30 protein-coding genes are annotated in these 26,669 nt (G+C 34.0%); 24 read left to right on the top strand and 6 right to left on the bottom strand.

Features of this window, described 5'->3' with window-relative positions:
• The first annotated feature begins 75 nt into the window (after positions 1–75).
• From HZC47_04955 to HZC47_04885, 15 genes are all read left to right on the top strand, one after another.
• Entirely contained in the window at positions 76–705 is a 630-nt protein-coding gene (locus tag HZC47_04955) for a hypothetical protein (protein ID MBI5680225.1), read from the top strand.
• A 1-nt stretch (position 706) separates the two neighbouring features.
• Positions 707–1,780: a rod shape-determining protein gene (locus HZC47_04950; GenBank protein MBI5680224.1), complete on the top strand. Its 1,074-nt coding sequence runs from the start codon at positions 707–709 to the stop codon at positions 1,778–1,780.
• Positions 1,781–1,842: 62 nt separating this feature from the next.
• Entirely contained in the window at positions 1,843–2,454 is a 612-nt protein-coding gene (locus HZC47_04945) for a ribonuclease HII (GenBank protein MBI5680223.1), read from the top strand.
• Positions 2,455–2,546: 92 nt separating this feature from the next.
• Entirely contained in the window at positions 2,547–3,386 is an 840-nt protein-coding gene (locus tag HZC47_04940) for a MotA/TolQ/ExbB proton channel family protein (GenBank protein ID MBI5680222.1), read from the top strand.
• Between the two features lie 43 nt (positions 3,387–3,429).
• Positions 3,430–3,828, top strand: coding sequence for a biopolymer transporter ExbD (locus tag HZC47_04935; GenBank protein MBI5680221.1), 399 nt, complete (start codon positions 3,430–3,432; stop codon positions 3,826–3,828).
• A gap of 27 nt (positions 3,829–3,855) precedes the next feature.
• Positions 3,856–4,458, top strand: coding sequence for an IMP cyclohydrolase (locus HZC47_04930; protein MBI5680220.1), 603 nt, complete (start codon positions 3,856–3,858; stop codon positions 4,456–4,458).
• Between the two features lie 24 nt (positions 4,459–4,482).
• A complete protein-coding gene (locus tag HZC47_04925) occupies positions 4,483–5,244 on the top strand; it encodes a coenzyme F420-0:L-glutamate ligase (protein ID MBI5680219.1) in 762 nt (253 codons plus the stop codon).
• A gap of 70 nt (positions 5,245–5,314) precedes the next feature.
• The gene (locus HZC47_04920; GenBank protein MBI5680218.1) at positions 5,315–6,220 is read left to right on the top strand and encodes a 2-phospho-L-lactate transferase; all 906 of its coding nucleotides are present in this window, start codon (positions 5,315–5,317) and stop codon (positions 6,218–6,220) included.
• The gene (locus HZC47_04915; protein ID MBI5680217.1) at positions 6,217–6,972 is read left to right on the top strand and encodes a GTP cyclohydrolase IIa; all 756 of its coding nucleotides are present in this window, start codon (positions 6,217–6,219) and stop codon (positions 6,970–6,972) included. The genes HZC47_04920 and HZC47_04915 overlap by 4 nt, the downstream gene beginning before the upstream one ends.
• 100 nt (positions 6,973–7,072) lie before the next feature.
• Positions 7,073–7,783, top strand: a complete 711-nt coding sequence (locus tag HZC47_04910) for a tRNA-dihydrouridine synthase (protein MBI5680216.1) — start codon at positions 7,073–7,075, stop codon at positions 7,781–7,783.
• A gap of 76 nt (positions 7,784–7,859) precedes the next feature.
• Positions 7,860–9,455 carry a methyl coenzyme M reductase system, component A2 gene (atwA, locus tag HZC47_04905; GenBank protein ID MBI5680215.1) on the top strand — a complete coding sequence of 532 codons (1,596 nt, stop codon included), beginning with the start codon at positions 7,860–7,862 and terminating at the stop codon, positions 9,453–9,455.
• 314 nt (positions 9,456–9,769) lie between these two features.
• Positions 9,770–10,246, top strand: coding sequence for a methanogenesis marker 9 domain-containing protein (locus tag HZC47_04900; GenBank protein MBI5680214.1), 477 nt, complete (start codon positions 9,770–9,772; stop codon positions 10,244–10,246).
• A 25-nt stretch (positions 10,247–10,271) separates the two neighbouring features.
• Positions 10,272–10,886, top strand: coding sequence for a bifunctional precorrin-2 dehydrogenase/sirohydrochlorin ferrochelatase (locus HZC47_04895; protein ID MBI5680213.1), 615 nt, complete (start codon positions 10,272–10,274; stop codon positions 10,884–10,886).
• 38 nt (positions 10,887–10,924) lie between these two features.
• On the top strand, positions 10,925–12,127 hold the full coding sequence (locus HZC47_04890; GenBank protein MBI5680212.1) for a glutamyl-tRNA reductase: 1,203 nt from the start codon (positions 10,925–10,927) through the stop codon (positions 12,125–12,127).
• A 40-nt stretch (positions 12,128–12,167) separates the two neighbouring features.
• Entirely contained in the window at positions 12,168–12,971 is an 804-nt protein-coding gene (locus tag HZC47_04885) for an ion transporter (GenBank protein ID MBI5680211.1), read from the top strand.
• 8 nt (positions 12,972–12,979) lie between these two features.
• On the opposite strand, the gene HZC47_04880 is transcribed toward HZC47_04885, so the two are convergent.
• Complete coding sequence (locus HZC47_04880; protein MBI5680210.1) at positions 12,980–13,588, bottom strand: zinc dependent phospholipase C family protein; 609 nt, start codon at positions 13,586–13,588, stop codon at positions 12,980–12,982.
• A 165-nt stretch (positions 13,589–13,753) separates the two neighbouring features.
• Between HZC47_04880 and HZC47_04875 the strand changes: the two genes are divergently transcribed.
• From HZC47_04875 to HZC47_04855, 5 genes are all read left to right on the top strand, one after another.
• Positions 13,754–15,088 (top strand): GMC family oxidoreductase, encoded by a 1,335-nt coding sequence (locus tag HZC47_04875; protein MBI5680209.1) that lies wholly within the window; start codon positions 13,754–13,756, stop codon positions 15,086–15,088.
• 56 nt (positions 15,089–15,144) lie between these two features.
• A complete protein-coding gene (locus tag HZC47_04870; GenBank protein MBI5680208.1) occupies positions 15,145–16,161 on the top strand; it encodes a ThiF family adenylyltransferase in 1,017 nt (338 codons plus the stop codon).
• A 130-nt stretch (positions 16,162–16,291) separates the two neighbouring features.
• On the top strand, positions 16,292–16,897 hold the full coding sequence (locus tag HZC47_04865; GenBank protein ID MBI5680207.1) for a 4Fe-4S dicluster domain-containing protein: 606 nt from the start codon (positions 16,292–16,294) through the stop codon (positions 16,895–16,897).
• Positions 16,878–17,825, top strand: coding sequence for a CoB--CoM heterodisulfide reductase iron-sulfur subunit B family protein (locus HZC47_04860; protein ID MBI5680206.1), 948 nt, complete (start codon positions 16,878–16,880; stop codon positions 17,823–17,825). Before HZC47_04865 ends, HZC47_04860 begins: the two co-directional genes overlap by 20 nt.
• A 279-nt stretch (positions 17,826–18,104) precedes the next feature.
• The gene (locus tag HZC47_04855; GenBank protein ID MBI5680205.1) at positions 18,105–20,381 is read left to right on the top strand and encodes a hydrogenase iron-sulfur subunit; all 2,277 of its coding nucleotides are present in this window, start codon (positions 18,105–18,107) and stop codon (positions 20,379–20,381) included.
• A gap of 64 nt (positions 20,382–20,445) precedes the next feature.
• Here the strand turns inward: HZC47_04855 and HZC47_04850 are convergent, their stop codons facing one another.
• On the bottom strand, positions 20,446–21,345 hold the full coding sequence (locus HZC47_04850) for an ABC transporter substrate-binding protein (protein ID MBI5680204.1): 900 nt from the start codon (positions 21,343–21,345) through the stop codon (positions 20,446–20,448).
• A 70-nt stretch (positions 21,346–21,415) separates the two neighbouring features.
• Complete coding sequence (locus HZC47_04845; protein MBI5680203.1) at positions 21,416–21,691, bottom strand: MoaD/ThiS family protein; 276 nt, start codon at positions 21,689–21,691, stop codon at positions 21,416–21,418.
• Positions 21,692–21,905: 214 nt separating this feature from the next.
• Here HZC47_04845 and HZC47_04840 point away from each other — a divergent pair, with 214 nt between their 5' ends.
• A complete protein-coding gene (locus tag HZC47_04840) occupies positions 21,906–22,304 on the top strand; it encodes a pyridoxamine 5'-phosphate oxidase family protein (GenBank protein MBI5680202.1) in 399 nt (132 codons plus the stop codon).
• A 66-nt stretch (positions 22,305–22,370) separates the two neighbouring features.
• On the opposite strand, the gene HZC47_04835 is transcribed toward HZC47_04840, so the two are convergent.
• Genes HZC47_04835 through HZC47_04825 form a run of 3 tightly spaced genes read right to left on the bottom strand, consistent with a single transcriptional unit; the run spans position 22,371 to position 24,199 of the window.
• Entirely contained in the window at positions 22,371–23,537 is a 1,167-nt protein-coding gene (locus tag HZC47_04835; GenBank protein ID MBI5680201.1) for a cysteine desulfurase, read from the bottom strand.
• A gap of 11 nt (positions 23,538–23,548) precedes the next feature.
• On the bottom strand, positions 23,549–23,968 hold the full coding sequence (locus HZC47_04830; GenBank protein ID MBI5680200.1) for a DsrE/DsrF/DrsH-like family protein: 420 nt from the start codon (positions 23,966–23,968) through the stop codon (positions 23,549–23,551).
• Positions 23,969–23,977: 9 nt separating this feature from the next.
• Entirely contained in the window at positions 23,978–24,199 is a 222-nt protein-coding gene (locus HZC47_04825; protein MBI5680199.1) for a sulfurtransferase TusA family protein, read from the bottom strand.
• Positions 24,200–24,338: 139 nt separating this feature from the next.
• Here HZC47_04825 and HZC47_04820 point away from each other — a divergent pair, with 139 nt between their 5' ends.
• The 3 genes from HZC47_04820 to cysE all read left to right on the top strand — a co-directional run bounded on the left by HZC47_04820 (position 24,339) and on the right by cysE (position 26,667).
• On the top strand, positions 24,339–24,680 hold the full coding sequence (locus HZC47_04820) for a dinitrogenase iron-molybdenum cofactor biosynthesis protein (GenBank protein ID MBI5680198.1): 342 nt from the start codon (positions 24,339–24,341) through the stop codon (positions 24,678–24,680).
• 197 nt (positions 24,681–24,877) lie between these two features.
• Entirely contained in the window at positions 24,878–25,867 is a 990-nt protein-coding gene (cysK, locus tag HZC47_04815; GenBank protein MBI5680197.1) for a cysteine synthase A, read from the top strand.
• 86 nt (positions 25,868–25,953) lie between these two features.
• Complete coding sequence (cysE, locus tag HZC47_04810) at positions 25,954–26,667, top strand: serine O-acetyltransferase (protein ID MBI5680196.1); 714 nt, start codon at positions 25,954–25,956, stop codon at positions 26,665–26,667.
• Positions 26,668–26,669: the final 2 nt, after the last annotated feature.

Genomic DNA, 26,669 nt, shown 5'->3' with positions numbered 1-26,669 from the left:
TCAAATATCTAATAAATTATTCATGTTAAAATTTTGATAAATTGAATTCTACCATGAAAAGAAGGCGTGGTATTAATGATAGAAAATAAAATTAAAACGTTGAGACAAGCTGCAAAAGTATCTACGATGCAGGATTCAGATGAAATATGGTGTGTAATAGCCGGTAATGAAGAAATGGTAAACACCATTGCATATGAAGCAATACTTGATAAAGAAAGAGTTAAAATACTTTGCAGAGAACACATAATTACTAGAGAGTCATTTGTAACCAAAACGTCTGATTTTATAATGCTTTATGGTGAAACAGATAAAATACGAGATTTGAGTTTAATATCTAAAGAAAACGGTGGTGCGTACCTTAAAATAGCACCTTATTATGTTGAGGAAGAATCTGATCTCATGCTAATTGTGGGACCTGAAGATAATATTAAGAAGTTTTTAGGCGATGTTGAGAAAAGCACAGTTAAGGCATCATTTCTTTTAGAAGATAAGACAACTGGTTTTGTAGAATCTGATGTTTATATAACTCGATGGTTGCCTAATTTTATCCGAAATATCGTTGATCCATTATTTAAAATGGCAGACGTGGCATTATCAACAGTTTTATTATCAACAAGTGAAGAATATAAAGAGAAGATCAAAGAAATTGCAAATTCAAACAAAATATTCGTAATAAGATTTAAGGAAATTTTAAAGGAGGAATAATATGAATCTTTTTGGAAAAAAGAAAGAAGAAAAAGAAGTAATAAAGGAAAAAATGACAAATACATTGGGAATTGATTTAGGTACACTTAACACAGTTGTCGCAAAACCATCAGGAGATAAATTTGATCTGTATAAAATACCTTCTGTAGTGGCAGTTAAGAAAGAAGACTCATCATATGTACTTGCAGTAGGTGAAGATGCTAAGTCTATGCTTGGAAGAACACCTGAAGATATTATTGCTGTAAGGCCTCTAAGGAAAGGAGTTATTGAAAGTGTAGCTCAAGCAGAAGCTCTTTTGATATATGCTATGGATAAAGGCGCAGGAGAATCTATGGGGCATATTGATCGGATAGTAATCGGTATTCCAGGGGATGCTTCAGAAGTTGAAAAGAATGCTGTTGAAGAGATAGGCAGAAAAGCAGGGGCAAGTTATGTTTTAGTTATAAGTGAAGGGCTTGCAGCAGCAATAGGTGCAGGATTACCAATTGCAGAAGCATCAGGTACTATGGTGATTGATATTGGTGCTGGATCAAGTGATATTGTGGTTATTTCTCTTGGTGGAATTACTGACATCGAGACAATAAGACTTGGTGGAGATAATATTGATGATAACATTGTAGATAAAGTTAAAGAAAAGTACAATGTTGAAATAGGACTTCATGAAGCTGAAAAAGCTAAAATACAGGTAGGAATGGTGCATTCTCAATCAGATATGGAAATTAATAAAACAACTGTAATTGGGAAAGATATGGAAACCAACAAACCTAAAGAAGTAGAAATAGACTCACAATTAGTTGCAGACGCAGCAGAAGAAGTAATAGCTAAATTATCAGAAGCATTAGCAGTTATACTTGAAAGAATGTCTCCTGAACTTATATCTGGAGTTTATAGGGAAACTGTAGTTGTTGGTGGAACATCACAACTTAACGGATTGAAAGAACGGATATTTGAGGAAGTAGGAGTTCCTGTTGAGATTTCAGACGATCCAATGACAGTTGTTGCAAAAGGAACTGCTATTGTGGCTGCAGAACCAAGGGCACTTGAACCAGAAGTGCGTTTAAAAGCAATGAAATAAACCACAACTTATTTTTTAAAAACTCTTTTTTTATTTTTAATAAAACCATTATCTAAAACAAAATGAAGATTGTAGGCATAGATGAGGCAGGAAGAGGACCTGTAATTGGACCTCTTGTAGTAGGAGGAGTTGCAGTTGAAGAAGAAAAGCTTGAAAAGCTTGAAAAACTTCAACTAAAAGATTCCAAGCGATTAACTCCTGGAAGAAGGAAAGTAATGGCCCGAAGAATAAATAAAATAGCTGAATGCCACACTGTCCATATACAAGCTCATGATATAGATAATTTAAGATCTAAAAACATTAATTTAAATGAAATAGAAAAAATCGCTATAAAAAAAGTCATAGGCCTCTGTAACCCTGATGTAGCCTATATTGATTGTATTGATGTTAAGCCTCAAAGATTTCGAGACGAAATGGAGAATTTTAGAGATGGCCTTAAGGTAATTGCTGAACACAAGGCCGAAGATAAGTTCCCAATTGTAGCAGCAGCATCTATAATTGCTAAAGTTGAACGTGACATGGAAATTGAAAAATTAAAAAAAGAATACAAGGACATAGGATCAGGATATCCAAGTGATCCAAAGACAATTGCATTTTTAAAGAGATTCTCTTATGAAAACTTACCTGATTTTGTCAGACGTTCATGGGCAACAGTACAAAAGAACCGTAAGTAACTATAATATAACTTAAATAACAATAAAAAAATCATATAGATATTACAATGATAAAGTATTTTTTTATATAGAACCCTTCAGGACATGATACAATGATCTATGAATTTTTAAGCAGTACATTTGGCACAATACTGGAAATGTTCAAAAGCGGGGGAATTATAACCTATATAATAACCATTATAGGCATATACGGCATTTTAGCCTCATTTGAAAAGATATTATATTTACGTAGAATATCAAAAGTTTCTCCTCCTTTGATTATGGGAACGGTGCATGAAGCTATGGAAAAGGGTGGTTCTCTTGAAGCATTGCGTTCTATTGGAAAATATCAAAATCCTATCTCCAAAATCATTTCAGAAGCCTTAAAAATTGGTTACAGAAATAAAACAGAAGTTGAGGATGCTATGGAACGTGTTTTCATCGTGGAAATGGGAAGAATGACCAGGGGAGTAGGTACGATTAAAATGGTTATTGAAATTGCCCCTCTTTTAGGATTAATTGGAACAGTTCTGGGTATGTGGTACACATTTAAAGCTCTTGGCGTTGGTGCTGACCCTTCAGGAATGGCAGCAGGGATTTATATAGCTTTAATTACTACAATAGCAGGACTTACGGTGGCAATATTATTGCTTCCACTTCATTCTTATATAACTGGTAAAATAGAAGATGAAATGGATAAAATAGAGATTGCAAAGAAGATGACTAACTGGAGATCGGCAGTTATGAGATTAAAGGTTACAATTGATCCAGAACTGGCAGTAGAAGCATTAAAAGAATCTGAGGGAATTGTTAAGGTTAAAAAGGTTGAAGATGCAGATGCAAATGTATGGGTGGCTTTAAAGCCAAGCATGCTTGAAAAAAGTATTCCTAACATACTTATGGAAAAATGTAATACCAAAGCAGAGATTGTTGAAAGTAAATTAATGCAATAAATTGTTAATTAATTAAATTTATCCATTTTATGGGAGTTATCAAATGGCGCTGGATGTAAACAAATATAGAACTAAATTAAGGGAAAATAATCCTCGTTTTAATATGGTACCATTTATTGATGTTGTTTTCACAATTTTAATATTTTTAATGGTTACAAGTAGCTTTAGTGCTGCTGATCAAACTCAATCCACGTCAGGTAAGCCACAAGTATCCCAGCAAAGCAGCGGACCATCAGAATATTATTTAATACCTGTTGCAGGCTTAAAAAAGGTAATAGTTAATGGGCAAGATATGTCCAGCTATATAAGGAATGGGGCTATCGCGGTTCATACAACAGTTATTGATGAGGGCGAAATAATCATAAGGCCTAAAAATGGAGAGATTATTATAACTACTCCACCAGGTTTCCCTGTAGATAAGGCTGTGAGAGCTTCAGCATAACAATATAAACGAAATAAAGGTGAAAAAATGTATCTTGGAAGAATATTAGCAGTTGGAAGCACAGATAATGGAAATTTTGTTGCATACAGAGTTTCAAGCCGATCGTTTCCCAATAGGATGGTAAAAACCTTTGAAGATAGGGCAGCTATCATACCTAAGGAAGGATATGAAACAGATGTTTTTAAAAACCCGTATATTGCTTATAATTGTATAAAAATTGTTGAAGATATTGCAGTTGTTTCAAATGGTTCCCATACAGATATAATCGCAGAAAAAATAGCTTCTGGAATGAATATACGCGATTCAATTGCATTAACGTTACTTACTATGGATTATGAAAAAGACGACTTTAACACTCCTAGAATTGCAGGAGCTACAACTTTAGATGGTGAATCATATATTGGAATTGTAACTCATGAAGGAATCATTGTAGAAAAGGTCAAACCACAGGAAGCGTGTTACATATCCACATATGAACATATAAAACCAAATTATGTTGAATTTATTTCTAGTGATGCAAAAGACGCTTCTAAATTTATATATGATGGTGGAAAATTTTCAGAATTCACTAATCCTGTAGATTCGGTGGCTGCATTTGCAGATAAGGAATGGAAAATAGATTCTTTGTAAATTATTCGGTTTTTGGGTGAATAAATGGAAATAAGGATTATTGGAATTGAAAACATCCCCATAATAACAGGAGGGGATGATATTGCAGATTTGACATTAACTGCAATGGCTGAAAGCAAAATTAAAGTTGAAAAGGAAGATGTTTTTGTTATTGCTGAAACCATAATATCCAAGGCAGAAGGAAATAAAATCAATCTTAATGATATTGAAACAAGCTCTAAATCAATTGAGCTTGCACAAAAAACAGGGAAAGATCCAAAACTTGTGGAAGCTATCATCAAAAATTCCAATGAAATATTAAAAGTAGGGCCTGATTTTATAATTTCTGAGACAAAACATGGATTTGTCTGTGCAAATGCAGGTATAGATGAATCAAATGTTGATAATGGTATGGCGACTCCAATTCCTGATGATCCAGATCAAAGTGCTCATTTTATAAGGGAAAAAATAGAAAAAACAACAAATAAAGAGGTAGTTGTTATAATATCTGATACTCAAGGAAGAGCATTTAGAGAAGGAGCCATTGGGACAGCAATTGGAATTTCTGGAATGAATCCGTTGTGGGATAGAAAATGTGAGAAGGATTTATATGGTCGGGAGCTTCAAACCACAAGTATTGCGGTTGCAGATGAGTTAGCTTCTGCAGCGTCAATTGTTATGGGTCAAGCAGATGAGGGAATACCTGTAGTTTTAATAAAAGGCGTAAATTACATTAAAGACTTAAAAAATAAGAATGCAACCATTAATGATCTAATAAGGCCTAAAGAATATGATGTATTCCGATAAACTATATAATATATGATTTTTTGCAATTAAAATCTGTTTTGGGATATATGGTACTTAAGAGAGGAGTTATATGATATCAGTACTTTCTGGTGGAACAGGAACACCAAAATTAATTCAGGGAATGCTGGAAATAATTGATCCAGATGATCTGAATATAATTGTAAATACAGTAGAAAATACATATATATCTGGAAACTATATAGCACCAGATGTAGACACTGTGATGTACACTCTTTCTGGGATGATAAATGAAGACACATGGTATGGCATAAAGGATGATACATTTATAACTCATGAAACCTTAAAAAAAATCGGGCATGATGAAATTTTAAGAATCGGAGATAAAGATCGTGCCATAAAAATCCAGAAAACAATCTTAATGGGGAAATATGCTCTTTCTAAGGTTATTAACCTCCAAAGAAAGAATTTAGGCATTAAATCCAAGATCGTTCCCATGAGTGATGAGCAATCACATATCAAGATCATAACAGACGAAGGAGAAATGAGCTTCCATAAGTTTCTGGTGGAAAAAAGAGCAGAGCCAGAAGTGGAAGATATAATCTACAATGCTGTTGAACCTTCTCCAGATTTAATAAATACTATTGAATCGTCGGATATGGTTTTAATAGGGCCTTCTAATCCGATAACATCTATAGGACCTATACTTTCAATTGAAGGAGTTAAAAAAGCCCTTAAAGATGCTTATGTTGTTGCGGTATCTCCTATAATTGGGTCAAAACCAGTAAGTGGTCCTGCAGCAAAGTTTATGGAAGCGATGGGCTTTGAAGTATCCAGTAAGGGCGTAGCAACAATTTATCAGGATTTTTTAGACAAGTTCATAATAGATGTTGAGGATATGGGATCCGAGAAAGAAATAGAAAAACTAATATCTAATGTCACTATAACAAACACAAACATGAAGACAATTGATGATAAAGTAAAGTTGGCAAGATGTATTTTGGGTGAAATTGTATGATACAAATGACTTTAATTCAAATTGATAATTATGGTCCATGGACTGTCACTCCGACTCCAAGGGCCGAAGCAGACCTTCAAATTTTACAAGCAGAACTTTACGCTGACCTTCAAAGGCAATTTGCAGCTAAGGGAGGGCTTGTGTTTTTCACTCGTTTTGATAACATGCTTGCAGTTACTAATAACACTGATGTAGAGGATCACCTCAGAATTCAAAAATCAATAGGTAACAGATATCCTATTACAGTGAGTATGGGTGTTGGTGCAGCTGAAACGCCGTATGAAGCTCAAAGAGATGCTACAGCAGCTCTTCAAAATTACGGAGGGGCACAACAAGAAGAGAGAAAGGAAATTTTAGCTATTGATGGTCTTGTAAATAAAGAAGATAGTTTTGTTCAAATTGCCCATATTGATATAAATGGAATCACTGATTCTTTAACTGATATAATTCCAGCTTATGATACTTCTTTTATTGTAAATAGGGTTCAGCACTTTTTAATGAAAAAATTAATTGAAAAAGGATCACTTTTATTCTTTATAGGTGGAGATAACTTCATGTCTCCTTGTAATGGACTTAAACCGGAAGGTATTTTAAAAATAATTGAAGAAATTGAGGATGAGACAAATATAGCACTTAAAGCAGGCATAGGGAAAGCTCCAACTGCTGAAAAAGCTGCTAATTTGGCAGATCTAGCTCTTGAGGAGATAAGGGGAGGATTTACCTATGATCTTGTCCATGTTATGAAAGAGTGAAATTTATAACTATATTTTTTATCAGCATATTTAATGATATTACGTTTATTTAAGTTTTTTATGATCATGTGGAGTGAATGCTATTGAAGTTTTAGCGCCAATGGCGGGAATAACTGATGGAAACTTTTGTAAGAAACTTGTTCCTTATGGATTTGACATGGTAACCCTCGGAGGGTATAATGCAGATAAATTAACCATAGCTGCAGGCCATAAAATTATTCAAAGAGGCAGATCAGAGTTTGATATAAAAGAAGAAGAAATAATGTCTTCTATAAAAAAAGAAGCAAAAATGATTAAAAAATCATGGAATGGAATGGTTTCAGTTAATTTAAGATCCGTTTCTCCAGATCCTATGATTGAAATATCAAAAATAACGGATATTGATGTTTTAGAAATAAATGCGCATTGTAGGCAGCCTGAAATTACAGATATTGGCTGTGGACAAGGGCTTTTATATGAAACTGAAAAATTATATGATTTTACAAAAAAGATAGTTGATAATGCTCATAGCAAAGTTTCAGTTAAGATCAGAGCAAATATTGAAAATGTGGATGATATTGAAGTAGCAAAAGCTGTTGAAGAAGCAGGTGCTGATTACCTGCATGTAGATGCTATGAAACCAGGATATAATCATGCAGATCTTGATGTTATTAAATCTATCAAAGAAAACACTAACATATTTTTGATAGGGAATAATTCACTCCGTGATCTTAAATCTGCGCGTGAAATGATTTCTGCAGGGGCAGATGGGATATCTATAGCTCGAGCTGCACTTAAAGGAAATATTCCATTTGACCTTTCTATGATATGATCTATAAAAATTTAATATAAACCTCAATACTATATTATAATAAAAAATTCTCAAATTTATTTCAAAAGGTGATCGCATGTCTTTTATAGAACTAAAAAATGTCACTAAAACATTTAATGGCGTTGCCATTTTAAAAGATTTGAATATAACTATTGATGAGGGCAGTGTGCTGGGTATTTTAGGTAGAAGCGGTGCTGGAAAGTCTGTACTGATTAACATGCTTCGTGGAATGAAAGAATACAAACCAGACAGCGGTAAAATTATTTATAATATTGCAATATGTCCAAAATGTCTTTCAGTTGATGCACCTTCAAGAGTGGGTCAAAAATGTGCTTGTGGAGGGGAATTTGAAGCAAGAAGTGTTGATCTGTGGGATACTGACAGAAAAGTATTTGCAGCAATTAGAAGAAGAATTTCAATAATGCTTCAACGTACATTTGCGCTCTATGAAGATGATAGTGTAATTGACAATGTAATAAAATCTATTGATAATCATGATGATGAAGAGAGCACATATATAGCTATAGATCTTCTTGAAATGACTCAAATGACCCACAGAATAACTCATATTGCACGAGATTTAAGTGGTGGGGAAAAACAAAGAGTTGTGCTTGCAAGACAAATTGCAAAGGAACCTATGATCTTTCTTGCAGATGAACCAACAGGGACACTTGATCCAAAAACAGCCGAATTGTTACACCACGCACTGCTTGAAGGTGTAAAAGAAAAAGGCACTACAATGATTATAACATCCCACTGGCCAGAAGTAATGAGAAAGCTTTCGGATAATGTGATATGGCTTGAAAAGGGTGAGATTGTAGATGAAGGTGACCCTGAAGCAGTTGTAAAACGATTCTTAGAGCAAGTCCCTCTCCCAGAAAAAAGAGCAGAATACCAGACTGGCGGCCCAATGATCAAAATGGAAAATGTCAAAAAACACTACTTTTCTATAGAAAGGGGAGTGGTAAAGGCTGTAGATGGTATTGACCTCGTTGTTGATGAAGGAGAGATTTTTGGTATTGTGGGATTAAGTGGAGCAGGAAAAACAACTCTTTCACGAATTTTATACGGATTAACAGAACCAAGTACTGGTAAAATTACCGTAAAACTTGGAGATGACTGGGTAGACATGACTCAATCTGGCCCTTTAGGAAGAGGGAGAGTAAAGCCTTATCTGGGTATTCTTCACCAAGAGTACAGTCTTTATCCACATAGAAATGTATTAGGTAACCTAACTGAGGCTATTAGTCTGGAATTACCTGCAGAATTTGCAAAAATGAAGGCATTATACGTGCTTAAAGCAGTTGGATTTGACGAGGAATATGCAGATAGCTTACTTAAAAAATATCCTGATGAATTAAGTGGAGGGGAACGCCACCGGGTGGCATTAGCCCAGGTTCTAATAAAAGAACCAAATATTATCATTCTTGATGAACCTACTGGAACAATGGACCCAATAACAAGAGTACAGGTCACAGATTCCATAAGAAAGGCGAGAGACGAGTTAAATCAAACTTTCCTTATTATATCTCATGATATGGATTTCGTACTGGATGTATGTGATAGAGCAGCCCTCATGAGAGGTGGAAAAATCCTTAGAATAGGAGATCCAGCATCCATAGTGGAAGATTTGACACCAACAGAAAAGAAAAAGATGCTTACAGAAGAATAAATTTTTGATATTCTTCTAGTTTAATATTAATCAATTTAGAAGATAATTTGGAGGTTGAAGGAAATGCGCAGCATTTCTTGAACCACAAAAAACAAAGCAAACGAAAATCAGAGATTTTCGTGCTCAGAAATCTTTGATTTCGAGAGTTTTTTGAGGTTGAGGAAAATACTGCGTATTTTTCGAACAATTGAAAATCAGAGATTTTCGATGTCTACAAAACTGAAAGTTTTGTGACAGCAAAAAACAAAGTTTTTTGCATGTTCCGAACACATAGTGTTCGAAAACCCCAAATATGAAATATTTGGAGGAATATAATGGCATGGGAAAATTCACCATCACACGTATGCAGAGGCGGCGATAAAAGAGCTTTGACATTTTGTTGCCCACCAGTAAAGCCCTGCCCAATCATATATGCGCTTGAGGAGGTTAATATCAGTTCTCAAGAATATATAGCTAAAAAAGAAGAATTTGGCCGGAAAACAAGATTAGGTCAAGGAGAAGGCACATGTTTCGGTTCACTTGTATGGTGCTGTAAACCGTCTAAACCATGCCCATTAAGGGATATGGTCATGAGAAAGGTAGATATGAGTGTTGAAGAATACATGGAGCTTAAAAAGCAGTTATCAGAAGAGATTGTTGGTGCATCTACATCATCAAACGAGGAAGAAGTAAAAGCACTTGTTGATGCATTCGATGTTCCGGAAGAAGAAGCAAATAGCGTTCTTAAAGAATGTGGAAATGATTTAAGGATGGCTGCTAAGATTTTAAGGATGAAAAACCTTGAAATATGATTTTTAATTTATTTGGAGTTTTATAATGGGCTGGACTCCTCTTTTCTTGCAGATGGAAAATAAAAACGTTTTGGTTGTTGGCGCAGGAGAGGTCGGGAGCAGAAGAGCCCGGAGATTCTTAAATGCTGATGCTAACGTTATTATAATTGGAAAAAAGATTCCAAATGACATTATTGAGATTGGGGCAGAGTTTAAACCCCTTGAAGAATTAGAAAAATGGGTTGAATGGTCTAATATTGTTGTTGTGGCCACAAATGACAGGGAATTAAATGAATTGGCTGCAAAATTTGCGTCGGATAAACTTTTAAACCGAGCTGATTTTCCTGATGAGGGTAATCTGATTGTTCCATCTTCTTTTTTTATAGGGGATGTGCAGTTATGTATATTTACTGGTGGAAAAAGCCCTCTCATGGCCAAAGAGTTACGAAAAAAAATACAAAAGGTAATAAAAGAGGAAGATATTTTACAATTAGAGCTTCAAAATTTCACTCGAAACATTTTAAAAGAGAATGTCAATAACCAAAAAAAGCGCAGAGCTTATCTATATGAAATTCTAAATGATGAAAATGTAGAAAAATATTTAAAAGAAGGGAATTTAAAGGGCGCTAAAGAATATATAAAACAGAATTTAAATTTTTAGGTCCTTATAAACTTTGAGAGAAAGGCGGAGGGAATAAAGTGATTCTAAACATCAGAATCGACCATAAAACTGCTGATATCAACACAATCGAGAAATATACTCGCCAAATGGATGAAATATTCGAGAAAATAAAGAATAAACATATTATTGACGAGTATCTTCAAATTAAAACATGTAATCGCGCTGAACTCTACTTAGTTTTAGATGAATGTTATTTTGAAGATCTTGATTTTAAGAATCTTGTGGTTGAAACTGATGACGATGCCTTGAAACACCTTTTAATGCTTTCATGTGGTTTAGAATCTATGATAATAGGTGAAGATCAAATATTGGGACAAATAAAAGATTCTAGAATGAAAAGCCTTTCTGAGAAAAATGCAGGCAATATTTTAAACGCTATTTTTACCAAAGCCATTCATGTAGGGCAATCTGTACGGAAAAAAACAAATATAAACAAAGGATCTATCTCTATAGGTTCTGCAGCAGTAGAACTTGCAGAATCAGTTCATGGTGACCTTAAATGTAAAAAAGTTCTTGTGATTGGTGCTGGAAAAATGGGAACCCTTGTTGCCAAGGCTCTTGTGGAAAAACACCTTAAAGCAATAGTCGTTGCAAACAGGACATATGACCGGGCAACATGTCTTGCAAAAGAGCTTGGGGGTTCTGCAATTCATTTTGACAGGCTTGATGAAGCTATGAGTGATGCAGATGTTATAATAAGCGCTACAGGTGCCCCTCATCCTATTTTAACCTATGATAAAGTGAAAAATGCCGTTTCTACTGGAAAACTTAGCACAATGGTAATGGTAGATATTGCAAATCCAAGAGATATCGAAGATGAAGTTAAAGAATTAGGTGTTAAATTATTTAATATTGATGATTTAAGGGGAATAGCTGACAAAAATAGGAAAATGAGGGAATCTGAAGCTGAAGATGCAATGGAGATTATTGAAGAAGAGCTTCAACTTCTTAAGAATTCCCTAAAGCGGCTTGAAGTTGAAACTCTTATTTCAAATATAAGACGAAATGCTGAGGAAATCAGAACTCAAGAGACTCAAAAAGCTTTTAGAATGCTTGGAGATATGAATGGTAAAGAAAAAATAGTAAATGACCTCACTCAAGTCGTTGTCGATAAAATCTTCTCTGATATTATAAAGAATATTAAAAATGCTGCAGAAAATGATAATAAAAAGTTTATTGAAACTGCAGAATGTATTTTTGCAAGAGAAGAAAGTAAATAGTATTTATTATATCTTTAAATAATAATTTTAAACTGATTATATGAATCCAAAATGGAATAGACTTTTAAAACCAATATGGCCCATAGACAGTAGGATTAGGAAGATTTTAGAGGCCATAATAATCATTTTAATAATCACAGACTTATTCCTGCTTATTCTAATTACATTTATTAATATTCCTCCTCAAACTGTCAGTTTAATAATAGATTTTGACCTTTTTGTTTGTATAGTGTTATTTTTTGAATTTGTAATTAAGATTAGGACTGAAGAAAAGAAATTGCATTATATACGCAAAAATTGGATTGATATAGTTGCAATGATACCTGTAGATTTTTTAATTCTGCTTTCAGCAGATTATATGGGATTCATAAGATTTATAAGGTTAATAAGGATTTTTAGAGTCCTGGTACTTCTTAAAAAGGGCCAGAAAAACATTCTGGAATTCCTTAAAAAAACTAATGTAGTTCATGGGGCGGTTATATTTCTGTTTATAATTGCAGCAGGAACGGTTTCATTCTTTTTATTAGAGGGAGGTATAAATGATGATGTTGACAGTTATGATGATGCATTGTGGTATGTTATAGTCACTATTACAACTGTAGGCTATGGGGATATAAGTCCGGAATCAGTTGGAGGTAGAATGACAGGTGCAATCATAATGATTGCAGGTGTGTTCCTCATGAGTATTTTAACGGCATCTTTAGCATCTATAATGATTGAAAGGGACTCTAAAGAAGAATCTGATAAAAATTTAGAGGAAATGAAGGCTAAAATGGACGATATGCGCCATGAAATGTTATCAGAGATTAATGAGTTAAAAGAAATAATTAAAAAGAATAAATAGCATCTATTTCAATTTATAAAATATGAATCAATTATAGATTGATATATGGCAGTGTAAGATGTGCTTGTAGCTTGATTTAGGGGTTTTTGTATATTTGATCTATTTTTTGTTTGCATCCAGTCATTCCAAGATATTTCTCCATTTACACGTCCGTTATAAAGTGATGAGCTTAAATCATCAGTGGATTGGATGTATTGGGGTGTAGAAAAACTTGCTTCAGCTTCATATAATACATGATACAGTTTATTATCGTTAGTCCCACAATGAGGCGCGCAAAAGCTGTCGGTTATGTAGTGTGATGCTACTCCATAGCAATAACTTGCATAATGATAATCTCCAGTTTTATAATAATATTGCCCCTGATTTAGCCAATAACTTGCTTTATTGTAGCTATTTGGATAACGATGATTACTAAAATCAAAAAATTTAAAGTCAGGAGCTTCAGCACCATCTTTCATTGCAGACAAATCTAAATTTTGCTGAATATCTGGAGGTAATGAATAATAGTTAATTGCTACTATTTCTTCATGTGTATTCCAATTCCATGCAGATACTGAGGGTATTTGCATTAATAAAAGGTTTACTAAAATAAGAAGTATTATTATATGGTTATTCATAATTTCACGGCATAAAATCTGTTTATTGTTATTTTAAGTAATTGATATCTAATTATTTTTTTGGATTTGCTGATACTTATTTTTTGGGGATAGAAAAAGATTTAAATAACTATTGTTATATAACAATTGTAATAATATTTTTTAATTAACTTTAAAGTGAAATTTATGACTTATGATATAGCAATAATTGGAACTGGCGCTGGAGGCGCAACAGTAGCAAGAGAATTATCAAAAAAAGGACTTAAAGTCCTAATTTTAGAGAAAGGGAAACGTTATCCTGTGGGAAAATCAGTAAATCATATTAAAAATATTCAAATGGATTTAAAATTAGATTTAATCAATGAAAACAAAGAAAATTATGAATTTCTTAACTATCCTGCAGAATTGATGTATATTGAAGATTTAGGAGGTACTACTCCTGTTTCTCTTGCAAATGCTTGTTATGCATGTAGTAATTGTTATTCAAATTCTGCAACAAATCAATTTAAAATCCATGGCATTGATCTCTTTAAGGAACTCATAGACGCAAGTGCAGATTTAAAGGTTAGTCCATTTCCAGCTGATTTAATGGGACCTGCAACTTGTAAAATTGTTGATGCTGGAGAAAATATTGGGTTTTTCATGGAGCCTATGCCTAAGTTTATAGATTTTTCTAAGTGTGATGGATGTGGGCTATGTATCAATGGATGTAAAATCAATGCAAAATGGGATGCAACACATTTTATAAATGAAGCTCTTGAAAATGGAGCAACACTCATTTCAGATTTCATTGTTACAAAAATAAACCACAATAAAAAAGAATTAACAGGAATTGAAGGTATTTCAGGAGATGAAATAAAGAAATTTAAAGTTAAGAAAGTTATACTTGCTGCAGGAGCATTAAACACGCCTCAAATATTAAAAAATTCAGGAATTACAGAAAACGTTGGTGAAGGGTTATTTTGTGATCTTTTTATAACTATTGGGGGATATATAAAGGATATAAATTTCAATAAAGAAATTCCAATGGGTGTTAAATCTGAATTTGGCCCCTACTTCCTATCGCCCCATTTTTCAAACCAATTAATAGTGCTTTTAAAAAATAAAGGATTCAATGCAAATCCTGAGGATGTCATTGGAATAATGATTAAAATAGCCGATGAAGCTAACGGAAAACTAAATGAGGATAAAACTATTACTAAACCTCTTACAGAAAGAGATCTAGGGTTATTGAAGGAAGGATACGAAAAAAGTGAGAAGTTACTTGTTGAAATTGGAGTAGATCCATCATCTATAGTTTCAACACATATACGGGGTGCACATCCTGGTGGAACTGCTGCAATGGGTAAAGTGGTAGATAAAAACCTTGAAACAGAAATTAAAGGTCTTTTTATTGCAGATGCCAGTGTTATTCCCCAAGCTCCTGGCAGGCCACCAATCCTCACAATAACTGCACTTGCAAAAAAATTAGCTAATAACATTGTTCAGGATATACAATTAAAAAAGAAAACAAAAATTTAATTTTTTAATGATTATAGCAACTTAAATCCTATTTAAATGATAAAGGTGGTTAAATAATGCAGGATAGATACTCAAGGCAGGCGATTTTACAAAACATTGGCAAAGAAGGTCAGGAAAAACTAGCTCAAAGCCATGTTATTATTATTGGGTGCGGGGCACTGGGAACAGTTGCTGCAAACAACCTTACACGTGCAGGAATCGGTAAAATATCCATTTTAGACCGGGATTTTGTGGAATTGAACAACCTGCAAAGACAAATGTTATTTGATGAAAGTGATGTAGGAGAAACAAAAGCAATAGCTGCAACCAGAAAACTGGAATCTATTAATTCTACCATAGAAATCATCCCTATTGTCAAAGATTTAAATCATACAAATATTGATGAAATAATAAAGGATGTTGATCTGGTTTTAGATGGAACAGACAATATTCAAACAAGAATGCTTATAAATGATGTTTGTGTAAGGGAAAAAATACCATGGATTTACACAGGTGCAATTGGAATGTCGGGGATGACTATGAATATCCTGCCTGGAGCTGCATGCATCCGATGCCTTTACCCAAACATTCCTAAAGCAGGATCACTTCCAACTTGTGACACAATGGGAGTATTAAACACTTTAACTGTGATAATGGGTTCAATGGCAAGTACAGAAACCTTAAAAATACTTCTTGGAGAATTAAAGCCAGTAAATGAACATGACAGCAATTTGATAGTATATGATGCGTGGAACAACTCATTTGACAATATACTTGTTAGAAAAAATGAAGAATGTGCGTGCTGCGTGGATGGAACTTTTGATTATTTAAATGCAGAAGATAAAGATGTTATATCGTCACTTTGTGGCAGGAATGCAATTCAAATAACTCCTGCAAATGCAAAAGAAATAAATTTACATGAATTGGCATCTAACTTGGAACATTTAGGCAGTACTAAATGTGCAGACTTCATACTACTTTTTAAGATAGATAAATATGAAATATCCGTTTTTAGAGATGGAAGAGCAATAATTAAAGGAACTAACGATGAAAAAGTTGCAAGATCAATTTATGCAAGATATATAGGAACATAACATCTTAAAGCACTGAACTGACAAGTTATGGGATGTATTGATTTTAGTTTATATACTAAAAGGAGCAATTATTATAATATCAAATTTTTTTAAATTGATTATTTAATTAGACATATGGGGTACAATCAAGATGAATACTCTTAAAATAGGTGAAAACACCTTTAAACTCGCTGAAAGCGTGATTAATGATTTAAAGGCATCAGAAAATCTTGGAATTCTTAAATGCATCCAATGCGGGATGTGTACGTCAGTCTGTCCTGCGGCAAGGCACACAGACTATGACCCACGAGAATTAGTTAAAAGAGTACTTGATAAAGATGAAAATCTAATTTCAGATGATATAATTTGGGATTGCTTTTATTGCTATACTTGCCACAGTGTATGTCCTGTAAATAATAGTCCATGTGAGATAAATCAAATAATAAGGCAAAAATCAATTGATAATGGAAAAGGAAAACTTAAAATTGCCTTATTTTCAGCTTACGGTGAAAGTTTCCTGGAATTGGGGCTTGGTTCTATCCCCTCAGATTTCTTCGATGAAATAGTAAAAGATTTTGGGAAGGAATGGCTTCAATTAAAAGTAGATATTGAGGATATAAGAGAAAATTTAGATTTAGGGTCCATGTTCCTGCCAGAAAAGGACATAAATGAAATTAACAAAATTTTAGATAAAACTGGATTTAAAAATAGGCTAAATAAGATAAAGCGGTGCAAAGATGAAGAAAATACCAGATAAAGACATACTAATCTTTAAAAGCTGCCTTGTAAATGTGGAATATCCCGGGGTGGAATCATCTACAAAATTTATCTTTGACAAATTAGGAGTGGAATATATCATAAGTGAACGGCAGTCCTGTTGCACAGGTTTAGGACATTATGCTGACTTATTTGACCAGTTTTCTACTACTGCGCTTGCAGCAAGAAATTTTCAGGTTGCAAGAGAGGAAGAACATAAAAATATAGCAACATTATGTGCAACATGCTATGCTATACTTAAAAAATCCTGTAATATCTTAAATAATAGAGAAGATGTAAGAGAAAAAGTAAATAAGATTTTTGAAGATTCAAATTTGCCTGATTTAAAATATGATGCAGATGATATGGATTCAAGGAATAATATTTTCCATACAGCTGAAATCATTTATAATAAAGCAGAAGAAATTGAAAATTTAGTGGAAATGGATTTATCTGGCTTTAAAGTGGCTGCTCATCACGCATGTCACTACTGCAAAGTCCATCATAAAGACACTATTGGAAATGCAAGAGATCCAATGGTTATAGAGACTCTTGCAAAAGCATGCGGTGTAGAAACCGTAGACTGGTATGACCGTAAAACCAGTACCTGTGGCAACGGTTTCAGGCAACGTTATATGAACAAAGAGTTATCATTTTCTGTGACTGCTGAAAAACTTCTAAGTTTAAAAGAGCATGATGTTGATATTTTGCTTCATATGTGCCCTAATTGTCAGATGCAGTTTGATAGGAACCAGAAATCCATTGGAAAATCATTAGACACAGAATTTAATATAATTTGTCTTAATATTTCCCAATTTGTGGCCCTTGCCCTTGGAGCTGACCCTTACAAAGTAGTTGGGGTTCAAACACATACAGTTCCTGTAGATCCTATTTTAAAGAAAATAAAGCAGATTAACCCATGTTTATAAGGCAACCTTTTAAAAAAAAGCCCTCGAAAACACCGTTTTCGGGGCATGCAAAAAACGAAGTTTTTTGCGGCTACAAAACTGAGAGTTTTGTAAGCACCAAAAATTCTACGAATTTTTGAGTGGTTGATCAAAAAAGTTCAAAAAAAATAGATCACAAATCAATTATTATGAGGTAATAAAGTGAATAACTATCCTTTCTCAAGATATGCGCCAAAAAGCAGTATAGATATCGGTGTTTTTTTATGTCGCTGTGGAGGAAATATTTCGGACACAGTAGATATGGAAAAACTTCGTTCTTCAGTCGACGCTAAAGTAGTGAAAGAATTTGAAAATCTTTGTTCTATAAAATGTCAAAAGAATATTAGGGACATCATACTTGAAGAAGGATTGGATCGAGTTGTTATCGGTGCTTGTTCGCCTATTACTCATGAAAAAACCTTTAGAAATCATGTAGCTCCTCTAAATCCTTATTTGTTGGAGATGGCTAATTTAAGGGAGCAGTGTTCATGGGTACATTCTGATACGGATAAAGCAACAGATAAAGCTATATCCTTGACAAACGCGGCTGTTGAAAGGGTTAAATATGCTCGTCCATTGGATGCTATTGTCCGGAAGACCAAAAAACATGCGGCTGTAATTGGCGGGGGAATTTCAGGAATAACTGTAGCACTTTCCCTTGCTAAACAAGGTATAAAAGTGGATATTATTGAAGAAAAGCCTACTGTTGGGGGTAACATGATAAAAATAGGTAAAGTATTCTCCCCAGAAAAGCTTGCAGAAGAGTGTGCATTATGCTTATTTAATCCATTAATAAACGAGGCTGTACAGCATAAAAATATCAATATTATAACTAATGCAGAGCTTAAATCATCAAAAAGAAGATCTGGAAACTTTAATTTACTTGTTGAGAGGAAACCACGGTATGTTAAAGAAGATAGGTGTATTGCATGTGGTAACTGTGCAGAAGTTTGTCCAGTAGAAGTTCCCAATGAATGGAATGAAAAATTGATGATGAGAAAGGCTATTTATAAGCCGTTCCCTCAATCAGTGCCTGATGTTTACACAATTGATGAAAAACACTGTATTAAATGTGGTAAATGCCAAAAAGTCTGTACAATGGATGCTATTGATCTTTCAATGAAAGGTGAAATAATACCTTTAAACGTTGGTTCTGTGGTTATAGCAACAGGACATAAAGGATTTGACCTTAAAAAACGTCCAGAGTATGGATATGAAAGATATGATGATGTGATAACTCAAATGGAGCTTGCAAGGATAATGGGAGTTAATGGCCCTACAAATGGTAAGCTTCTACGGCCTTCCAATGGTGAAATCCCTAGAAGAGTGGTAATGGTACAATGCGCGGGTTCAAGGGATGAAAAACCAGAAGGAAAACGATACTGCTCAAAAATTTGCTGTATGGTTGCATTAAAACATGCAAGCTTTATAAGGCATTATTATCCTGAAACAGAAATAGTTATCTGTTATACAGATATGAGGACACCTGGAATGTATGAAAATTACTTTAGATACGTGCAATCAAAGGAAATTAATTTAATAAGGGGAAGGCCTGGAGATATATCAAGGAATGGAGAAAATATTGTTGTAAGAGTAGAGGATACTCTTCGAGGCGAACAACTGGAAATAGAAACGGACATGGTTGTTTTATCTGAGGCAATGGAACCATCAGAAGGTACTTTAAGTGTAGCAGAGACATTGAATGTGGGTCTTACTGAAGATCTCTTCGTAAAAGAGAAGCATTCTAAAATAAAACCTGTAAGTACTGATATAGAAGGAATTTATGTTTGTGGAACTGCACAGGGGCCTAAAGATATTACTGATAGTGTTTCTCAGGCAAATGCAGCTGCATCTAAAGTTTCAGAGATTATGAATGGAGGATTAGAAATAGAACCAACAATTGCTGTGGTTGATCCATCTAAATGCAAAATGTGTAGGGATTGTGTGGATGCATGTACATATAAGGCTATTTATATGCATGATGAACGTATATCAGTTGATCCTATTGCATGTAACGGCTGTGGAGTATGTATATCCAAATGTAAGCATGAAGCAGTTGAGATTATGGGTCAAACAGACAGCCAGATATTTGCCACAATCTCAGGTATATTAAAGGATAAAAAAGATGGTGAACGGAGAATACTGGCGTTTGTTGATTATATAGGTTATGTGGCCTCTGATAATATTGGAATAAACAGAATATCCTACCCAGAATCAGTTCGAATTATCAGAATCTCATCAATAAACCGTTTAATGCCAAAACATATTATATATGCATTTGAAAATGGTGCTGATGGAATATTTTTAGGTGAATATCCTGATGACATAATTTATCCAAGTATCCAAGAAAAAGTGCAGGAAATCAGGTCAGAACTTCTAAAAAACAGCATAGATCCAGATAGATTGATGTATTATAAGGTTTATGCACCCTACTTTAGGGGATTAGCCAATAAATTCTATGAATTTGATAAACAAGTTAGTAATGCTCTTGATAAGCTTGAAGCAGTTTTATATAAAGCGTCTTCTAAAGATTTATAGTTTGAATTTTACTTAGAAATAAAAATAGGAACTTTTTTTGGAAGTATATCATTTTTAAAATCAACTAATAATGCGCTGGCTCTGGATGGATTTTTTCAATAAATTCAGTGTCAAAAATATCTTTTTCTTTTAAATTCTTTTTCATATAACCTAAACTTCTCAAAACAGGAATAAATTTTAGTGCAGATTCAATATACTCCTTTGGAATGCTTGCACAGTATTTTGGAGATATTTTATATGTATCTAGCACAAAATCTTTATCAATAATTTCAATTTCTTTTAAAGCTTTTTCTGCTGCTTTTTCGGGGTGTAATCTAATTAAATTACATGCATCTTCATGGGCCTTTAAGAAATTTGTTATAAATTCTGGTGATTTATCAATTAATTCTTCTTTTACTGTTATTCCATAGCTTGGATTATAAGGCCAAAGTTGGTTTGGTGGAATTACAATTTTAGAATCAAATCTATTTGAAATAACTGTTTTAAGGGATGGAGTTCCAATGCCTGCGGCAATTTCTCCTTCTTCAATTGCATCCAAGATAAAATCAGCCCATGTGAAATTTTTAATGTGTATATCATAATCTTTGGTAATTTCACGTATGATTACATCGTGAATACAGCCGTGGGTTGGAGTTCCAATAGTTTTACCTTCAAACTGATTTAAAACAGCATCCATGCTTCCTAATTCATCAAAAGATTTGTAGGATGTAGGTGACACCATTACAGTGCCTTCTATATGTCCTCCTCCGATACATTTAATTTTTAAGCCATTTTCAATCCCTATCATAACGGGGGGAATGCCTATATAACTCACATCAATGTCTCCAGATTCGAATCCTTCTATCATTGCAGGCCCTGTTGCAAATAAAGACCATTCTAAATTGTAATCCTTTAAATGTTTAGAAGGATAATTTTTTAGGATAAATGAAGTATGATATATTGTTGAAAGGTAACCTATGCGCATTTTAATTCCTCCTCTTTCTATTATAAATTAACAATTGTTATATTAAATAAAATAAAAAAATTGGGGCGTTCTAACCCCCAGCAATGGTCTGGAAGATTACAACTTCATCAGAATCGTTTAACATGCTTTCAAGGCTCCCTCCAGATTGAGCATCTTCTCCATTAACGAGAATTTTCATATAATCTCTTAATTCACCATTTTTATCAAATAAAGCATCTTTAAATTCGTTTCCATATTTTTGAGTTAGAATATTGATTAAATCTGTAATATTTCCGTTGTGGTCGATGTTTATGGATCTTTCCCCTGTGATATCTCTAAAACGCGCTAAAAATTTAATTTTTACCATAATATATCTCCTGAATTATTTAATTTTTAAATAATTTAATTTACTTTTTATAGATCATTATTTAGGCTTGTCATTTCAATTATATAACTATTGTTATAATCATGTTATAAATTTTGCTAATTGATCCATTCAATTATTCAATTTAGAAAAAATTGAAAATTATTGCAAAAATATTATATATTAACCATTGTTACAAATATTAACGGTGAAAAATATGGTAATGACTGAAGAAATGATGGAATCGGTTGAAAAGGACCACTTAATTTTTCTTGCAACTGCAACTAAAGACGGAGTGCCTAATGTCGTTCCAATTGGATTTGCAAGACCTATAGATAATAAAACAATCCTGATTGTAGATAACTATATGAATAAAACCCGTGAGAACCTTGAAAACAATCCTAAAGCAAGTTTAGTACCAAGAGATGCTACATCCTGTCCATACCAGTTTAAAGGCACAGTTGAGATTCATAATTCTGGAAAGTTGTTTGATGAAGCAGTAGACTGGGCAAAAAGTGTAATGAGTAAACTTCCAGCAAAAGCGGCAATTATTTTTAAGGTTGAAGAGATTTATTCAGTTAAACCTGGCCCTGATGCTGGATCAAAAGTGGATTAATTACTCAGATATATTATATTATCTCTTTTTTTTATCCAGATTCTCTTTTGATTTAATTATTCAAATTTATTTCATTCCCAATGGGCTAATTTTCCTTAAATTCTCCACAACATTACCTATCGCATCTGCAACCGAATCAGCATCCTCAATGGTGTTGAAACGTCCGAAAGTAAATCTAATTGATCCATGAGCTCTTTCAGAATCTCCAGTTGCAGCCAGTATAACATGGCTGGCCTCTAAAGTTCGACTAAAACATGATGAACCGGTGCTCACGGCAAAACCACGCATATCTAAATGTAAGGTAATGGATTCTCCTTCAACGTACTCGAATGTAATATTAGCATTTTGAGGTATTCTCTTTGATCTATGTCCATTTAGAACTGTTTGAGGCACTTCCGCTAAAATCCTATCAATTAAATGGTCTCGAATATTTTGAAGCCGTTTATTTTCTTCATCAGTTACTAATTCAACAGCTTTAGCAAATCCAACTGCTCCAGCAACATTTTCAACTCCTCCGCGCATGTTGAATTCCTGAAATCCTCCGTCAAGCCATTTTTTGATAGGGGTGCCTTTACGGATGTATATGCCTCCCACGCCGTTAGGGCCGTGTATGGTATGTGCTGATACGGAGATCAAATCTACATGTACTTTTTTAACATCTAAAGGTACTCTGGTAAATGTGTGTGTGGCATCAGTGTGAAACAGGACTTTTTTTTCTTTGCAAACTTTTCCAATTGCTTCAATATCCTGTATAGTTCCTATTTCTTGATTTGCATGTTGAATGGAAACTAAAATAGTTTCTGGCGTAATTTTGGCCTTTAAATCTTTGGGATCTACAATGCCATATTCATCTACATCAAGGTAAGTTACTTCAAAACCCTGTTTTTCCAGATATTTGGCGCTGTTTAAAACAGGAAAATCTTCAATTTTAGATATTATTATGTGTTTACCTTTTTTATCACCAAGAGCATCTGCTACTCCTTTTAAAGCCATATTATTTGATTCTGCACTGCCTGATGTAAAAATAAATTCTTTTGCTGATGCTCCTAACGAACTGGCAATAATTTCCCTGCTACTTTCTAATGCTTCTCTTGCTTCTACACCCAAAGAATATCCAAAATCTGAAGTTGCAACGGCATAAACATCGAAAAAGTAGGTTTTCATTTCTTCTAAGACGCTTTCATCCATTTTAGAAGATGATGCGTTGTCCAGATAAATGTATTTGTCATTCATGAGTTCACCACCTATATAAACAGAGTTATTTTTGAATCTCGAGCTTCCTGTATATATGTACCTACTGCACCGTATTCGTCGATTAAATCTTGCTGGAGGTCTTCTTTTTTAACTCCCATTATTTCCATGGTCATTTCACAGGCTATTATTTTTCCTCCAAGCTCTTTGTAATCATTTATAAGTCTTTCTAGGGATACTACATTGGCTTTTTTCATTCTGCTTTTAATCATCCATTTACCTAAACCCAGAAAATTCATTTTAGATAAGGGGCCTTTCTCCAATCCGCCTTTTTGAAGACGTTGAAGTCCCCAGAAAGTGAAGTAAAGTGAGGCTTCCATCCCCATAGAAAGTGCTCCGTTAGCAACTATAAGTGCGCTGTATATTTTGTCCATATCTCCACTGTGAACTATAATAGTGGCTTTATCAGTCATTTTCCCACCTCATTTACGGATTTTTATTTTCCAAACTCCTTCTTTTTCCTGAACATCTACTAATTCAGAGCCTAATGCATCTACTGCCATTGGAATTTCCTTTTTGGAAGCAGGATGAGTTCCCGTAACTTCCACTAAATCTCCCTTATCTGCCTTTTTTAAAGCTTTTCGAAATTCTACTAAGGGTACAGGGCATGTTTCGCCCTTTACATTGACTTTTATTTCGGACACAGAATCACCACATTTTTCTTAATTCAAATGAAATTATATGTTATAATATGTTTTTTAATCAAGATACGATTTGTGGATGATCAATTGATTTTTTATTAAGTTGAATATAGAATATATAATGGAGTTAGGGGTGATTTTTATATCGACTAAAGTAGCAATCGCAAGCAGTGATGGAAAGTTTGTAAATCAGCATTTTGGAAGAGCAAAGCAGTTTTTAATAGTTAAAATTAAAGAGGATGGCAGTTATGAATTTTTAGAACGTCGAGATAATGTTCCTTCATGCAACCCAACTGGTGAAAGTACTACTGAAGATGCTATTGAATTAATTTCAGATGTTGAAGGCGTTCTTGTAAGTCAAGTAGGGCCTGGAGCAGCTGATAGACTTATAGCACATGGAATTCAACCTATAATCATACCAATGTTGATAGAAGACGCTATTAAGAAAGTTTATGAGTTAATGCAAGAAGAAAAAGAGGAATAAAAATTTCTTATCTTAAAATTATTTTTTTTAAAGTTATATAACGATCGTTAAGTATTTATATTATGTTCAATATTAAAAAAATATAACTATAGTTATATTGTGGCATCCTCTATCTAAAAAATGAATATTATGTATAACATTGTTATATAACTATAGTTATAAATACAAAAAGCAATAAAAAAAATAAGGTGAGAAAAATGGTAAAGATACCAGAACTAACAAGAGGAATAGCTAACGATACAACAGAATTGATAGGTAATACTCCACTTGTAAGATTAAACAAAATTACAAAAGGACTAAATGCAGAGATTGTGGCAAAACTCGAATCTTTTAACCCTTTGGGGAGTGTAAAGGATAGGATCGGAGTTTCATTGATTGAAACAGGGGAAGAATTGGGGGTCATAAAAGAAGACTCAGTTTTAATTGAACCTACAAGCGGGAACACAGGAATTGCTTTAGCATTTGTAGCGGCAGCTAAAGGTTACAAACTGATATTAACCATGCCTGACACAATGTCTATTGAACGTAGAAAGCTTTTAGCAGCTTTTGGAGCAGAAATAGTACTTACTCCTGGTGCAAACGGCATGCCTGGCGCGATAGAAAAGGCAGAACAACTTGCAGAAGAAATTCCAAATGCTGTAATGCCACAGCAATTTAAAAATCCTGCAAACCCAAAAATACACAGAGAAACCACTGCAGAAGAAATTTGGAGAGATACGGAAGGTAAAGTGGATATTTTAGTTTCGGGTGTAGGTACTGGGGGAACACTGACAGGGATTGCTGAAGTACTTAAAGAAAGAAATCCTAATTTCAAAGCAGTTGCAGTTGAACCTATAACTTCACCAGTGTTGTCTGGAGGAGCAAAAGGACCCCATAAAATACAGGGTATTGGTGCAGGATTTGTCCCTGATGTCCTTAGAACTGATTTGATTGATGAGATCATCCAGGTTAAGGATGAAGATGCAGGTAAAACTTTATTAAGGCTTGCAAGAGAAGAAGGAATACTTGCAGGGATTTCATCAGGCGCTGCAACATTTGCCGCCATTCAACTGGCTAAAAGAGAAGAAAATGAAGGTAAAAGAATAGTTGTAGTACTTCCTGATACTGGAGAAAGGTATCTGAGTGTTGAATGGGTATTTGAAGAAATTTATAAGCCATACGATGAAACAATATTCCCAAGAATATAAAAAAAGGAATAGAAACATATTTACATGCATATAATTGCATTAAATATATTCTATTTTTATTTAAACATTTATAGGAGGCAAATATCATGTTTAAAAGGATTAGGGAAGATATTGAAATGGTTCTTTTGAGGGATCCTGCTGCAAGGAATAAATTAGGTGTAATTTTAACCTATCCGGGTCTTCATGCTATTTGGCTTTATATTATAGCACACTGGTTTTGGGTTCGCAATCATTTATTAACGGCTAACTTTATATCTGCCATGGCTCGCTTTATTACAGGAATAGAGATACATCCAGGTGCAACAATCGGAAAAAGAGTGTTTATCGACCATGGAATGGGTGTTGTCATTGGTGAAACTGCAGAAGTTGGTGATGATGTTTTGATTTATCAGGGAGTTGTTCTTGGAGGTACAAGTCTTGAAAAGAAAAAAAGACATCCAAGCGTTGGTAGTGGAGTTGTAATAGGCTCAGGAGCTAAAATTATAGGTAATATTGAAATAGGAGACTGTTCTAAGGTTGGTGCAGGGTCTGTGGTCTTAAAATCCGCCCCGAGAGGGTCTACAATAGTGGGAATACCTGGAAGAAACGTCAAAGAAGAACGTAAATGCGCTATAGATTTAGATCATGGAGAATTACCTGATCCTGTTGCAGAAGTAATTACACTTCTTTTGCAGCGGCAGGATGAAATGGAAGAACAAATTAGAGCATTAGGAATATCTACAACTACTATAAAGATGGATGAATTATTTAATAGAAAATCAGAGATTGAAGAAATATTTTCTGAAGGTGCAGGCATCTAGTT

The sequence above is a fragment of the Methanobacterium sp. genome, assembly GCA_016222945.1.
Classification (GTDB): Archaea; Methanobacteriota; Methanobacteria; order Methanobacteriales; family Methanobacteriaceae; genus Methanobacterium_D.
The sequence above is the reverse complement of the archived record's forward strand: the minus strand, read 5'-3'. Positions and strand labels throughout refer to the sequence as shown.

Excerpts from the sequence above, each read along its gene's own strand:
- HZC47_04945 (MBI5680223.1), top strand. The coding sequence starts at position 1,843 with ATGAAGATTGTAGGCATAGATGAGGCAGGAAGAGGACCTGTAATTGGA.
- cysE (MBI5680196.1), top strand. The coding sequence starts at position 25,954 with ATGTTTAAAAGGATTAGGGAAGATATTGAAATGGTTCTTTTGAGGGAT.
- HZC47_04835 (MBI5680201.1), bottom strand. The coding sequence starts at position 23,537 with ATGAATGACAAATACATTTATCTGGACAACGCATCATCTTCTAAAATG.
- HZC47_04865 (MBI5680207.1), top strand. The coding sequence starts at position 16,292 with ATGAATACTCTTAAAATAGGTGAAAACACCTTTAAACTCGCTGAAAGC.
- HZC47_04850 (MBI5680204.1), bottom strand. The coding sequence starts at position 21,345 with ATGCGCATAGGTTACCTTTCAACAATATATCATACTTCATTTATCCTA.
- HZC47_04870 (MBI5680208.1), top strand. The coding sequence starts at position 15,145 with ATGCAGGATAGATACTCAAGGCAGGCGATTTTACAAAACATTGGCAAA.
- HZC47_04920 (MBI5680218.1), top strand. The coding sequence starts at position 5,315 with ATGATATCAGTACTTTCTGGTGGAACAGGAACACCAAAATTAATTCAG.
- HZC47_04935 (MBI5680221.1), top strand. The coding sequence starts at position 3,430 with ATGGCGCTGGATGTAAACAAATATAGAACTAAATTAAGGGAAAATAAT.
- HZC47_04860 (MBI5680206.1), top strand. The coding sequence starts at position 16,878 with ATGAAGAAAATACCAGATAAAGACATACTAATCTTTAAAAGCTGCCTT.
- HZC47_04875 (MBI5680209.1), top strand. The coding sequence starts at position 13,754 with ATGACTTATGATATAGCAATAATTGGAACTGGCGCTGGAGGCGCAACA.
- HZC47_04880 (MBI5680210.1), bottom strand. The coding sequence starts at position 13,588 with ATGAATAACCATATAATAATACTTCTTATTTTAGTAAACCTTTTATTA.
- HZC47_04900 (MBI5680214.1), top strand. The coding sequence starts at position 9,770 with ATGGCATGGGAAAATTCACCATCACACGTATGCAGAGGCGGCGATAAA.
- HZC47_04955 (MBI5680225.1), top strand. The coding sequence starts at position 76 with ATGATAGAAAATAAAATTAAAACGTTGAGACAAGCTGCAAAAGTATCT.
- HZC47_04925 (MBI5680219.1), top strand. The coding sequence starts at position 4,483 with ATGGAAATAAGGATTATTGGAATTGAAAACATCCCCATAATAACAGGA.
- HZC47_04840 (MBI5680202.1), top strand. The coding sequence starts at position 21,906 with ATGGTAATGACTGAAGAAATGATGGAATCGGTTGAAAAGGACCACTTA.
- HZC47_04930 (MBI5680220.1), top strand. The coding sequence starts at position 3,856 with ATGTATCTTGGAAGAATATTAGCAGTTGGAAGCACAGATAATGGAAAT.
- cysK (MBI5680197.1), top strand. The coding sequence starts at position 24,878 with ATGGTAAAGATACCAGAACTAACAAGAGGAATAGCTAACGATACAACA.
- HZC47_04895 (MBI5680213.1), top strand. The coding sequence starts at position 10,272 with ATGGGCTGGACTCCTCTTTTCTTGCAGATGGAAAATAAAAACGTTTTG.
- HZC47_04845 (MBI5680203.1), bottom strand. The coding sequence starts at position 21,691 with ATGGTAAAAATTAAATTTTTAGCGCGTTTTAGAGATATCACAGGGGAA.
- HZC47_04830 (MBI5680200.1), bottom strand. The coding sequence starts at position 23,968 with ATGACTGATAAAGCCACTATTATAGTTCACAGTGGAGATATGGACAAA.
- atwA (MBI5680215.1), top strand. The coding sequence starts at position 7,860 with ATGTCTTTTATAGAACTAAAAAATGTCACTAAAACATTTAATGGCGTT.
- HZC47_04915 (MBI5680217.1), top strand. The coding sequence starts at position 6,217 with ATGATACAAATGACTTTAATTCAAATTGATAATTATGGTCCATGGACT.
- HZC47_04885 (MBI5680211.1), top strand. The coding sequence starts at position 12,168 with ATGAATCCAAAATGGAATAGACTTTTAAAACCAATATGGCCCATAGAC.
- HZC47_04940 (MBI5680222.1), top strand. The coding sequence starts at position 2,547 with ATGATCTATGAATTTTTAAGCAGTACATTTGGCACAATACTGGAAATG.
- HZC47_04950 (MBI5680224.1), top strand. The coding sequence starts at position 707 with ATGAATCTTTTTGGAAAAAAGAAAGAAGAAAAAGAAGTAATAAAGGAA.
- HZC47_04855 (MBI5680205.1), top strand. The coding sequence starts at position 18,105 with ATGGAAAAACTTCGTTCTTCAGTCGACGCTAAAGTAGTGAAAGAATTT.
- HZC47_04910 (MBI5680216.1), top strand. The coding sequence starts at position 7,073 with ATGGCGGGAATAACTGATGGAAACTTTTGTAAGAAACTTGTTCCTTAT.